Origin of the sequence: Okeania sp. SIO2B9 (genome assembly GCF_010672505.1) — a bacterium.
Taxonomy (GTDB): Bacteria; Cyanobacteriota; Cyanobacteriia; order Cyanobacteriales; family Microcoleaceae; genus Okeania; species Okeania hirsuta.
Genome location: NZ_JAAHGK010001591.1, coordinates 1 through 1,468 on the forward strand (window position 1 = coordinate 1; position 1,468 = coordinate 1,468).

General features: G+C 37.0%; 1 protein-coding gene, 1 tRNA gene and 1 pseudogene. 1 reads left to right on the forward strand and 2 read right to left on the reverse strand.

Features of this window, described 5'->3' with window-relative positions; genetic code table 11:
- Positions 1-87 precede the first annotated feature (87 nt).
- On the forward strand, positions 88-768 hold the full coding sequence (locus F6K13_RS32905) for an SDR family oxidoreductase (protein ID WP_287275721.1): 681 nt from the start codon (positions 88-90) through the stop codon (positions 766-768).
- Between the two features lie 159 nt (positions 769-927).
- On the opposite strand, the gene F6K13_RS32910 is transcribed toward F6K13_RS32905, so the two are convergent.
- Both F6K13_RS32910 and F6K13_RS32915 read right to left on the reverse strand, forming a co-directional pair.
- Positions 928-1,009, reverse strand: a tRNA-Leu gene (locus F6K13_RS32910).
- Between the two features lie 56 nt (positions 1,010-1,065).
- Positions 1,066-1,428, reverse strand: a pseudogene (locus F6K13_RS32915) (adenylate/guanylate cyclase domain-containing protein); the annotation flags it as partial.
- Positions 1,429-1,468: the final 40 nt, after the last annotated feature.

A 1,468-nucleotide genomic window follows, 5' to 3' on the forward strand; every position in this document is an offset into this window, starting at 1 on the left:
CTTACTCCTTCCTTCTTCCTTCTTCCTTCTTCAATTAGAACGGAATTTAATTATAATAAGAGTTAAGTAAAAAAATATATATACCCGATGAAAAAGGTCATTGTTATTACAGGAGTTAGCCGTGGTTTAGGTAGAGCTATGACCGATGAATTTATTAGATTAGGTCATACTATTATTGGTTGTGCTCGTTCTGCATCTGCTGTTGAAAAATTAACTACTAAATATGGTAATCCACATCAGTTTACTTCTGTGAATGTAGCAGATGAAAATTATGTGCGAGAGTGGGTAACTAAAACATTAAGTCATTATTCACCGCCAGATTTATTAATAAATAATGCCGCTATAATTAATCAACCAGGGTCTGTTTGGGAAGTTGATAGTGAGGAATTTTCCCAATTAATTGATATTAATATTAAGGGTGTGGCAAATGTGATGCGTCATTTTCTCCCCGCTATGATTTCTAGAAAGAGTGGAATAATTGTTAATTTTAGTTCTGGGTGGGGACGTTCTACTTCTCCACAAGTAGGGCCTTATTGCGCTTCAAAATGGGCAATTGAGGGTTTGACCCGTACTTTAGCCCAAGAATTACCGTCAGGAATGGCCGCTATTCCTCTCAACCCTGGAGTTATTCATACTGAGATGTTAGATATTTGTTTTGGGGAGGCAGCAAAGTCATGTACTCCTGTGCAGTCTTGGGTAAAGAAAGCTGTTCCTTTTTTGTTGAAGCTCAAACCTAGTGATAATGGAATGCCTTTAACTGTGTCTTAAGTCTGATATTTCTAGAAAGTTACGATATTACCATTTTTTTATCTTTTTCTTTTGGGTCTCATACCCCGCACCTCATAAGCAGTGTTTAAAATTGGTTGGGGTTTTAATCCCCATCAACTTTTTCCTTCTTACTTCTTACTTCTTCCTTCTTCAGTTAAATGCGGATGAAGGGACTTGAACCCCCACTTCCGAAGAAACTAGAACCTAAATCTAGCGCGTCTACCAATTCCGCCACATCCGCATAATTTTAATATAACACACAAATCAGAAATTTTTGCAATGACTGACAATTTTTTATTATAACTCTTTCTTCCCCTGCAAAATATAAGTCTTCATGTAACCTTTGCCCTTAATATCAATAAATCCCCGTTCCACAAATAAAAATTTGTGCTGTAAAATCTCATAGGTCTGTTCTGTTATTTGGATAACACCTGGTATACCGTGAGACTCCATACGACTAGCAATATTCACAGTATCACCCCATAAATCGTATATAAATTTTTTACGTCCAATAACACCAGCGACGACTGGGCCAGTATTTATACCAATACGAATATTAAAGTTTTGTTCCTGTTCATTAGCAAAATGGGCTACTTCCTTCAGCATATCTATAGCCATTAGAGCGATCGCCTCAGCATGATTTTCCATTGGGTTTGAATTTTGGCAACAGCATCCATTTTGATGCCCCTTATGTCATTTG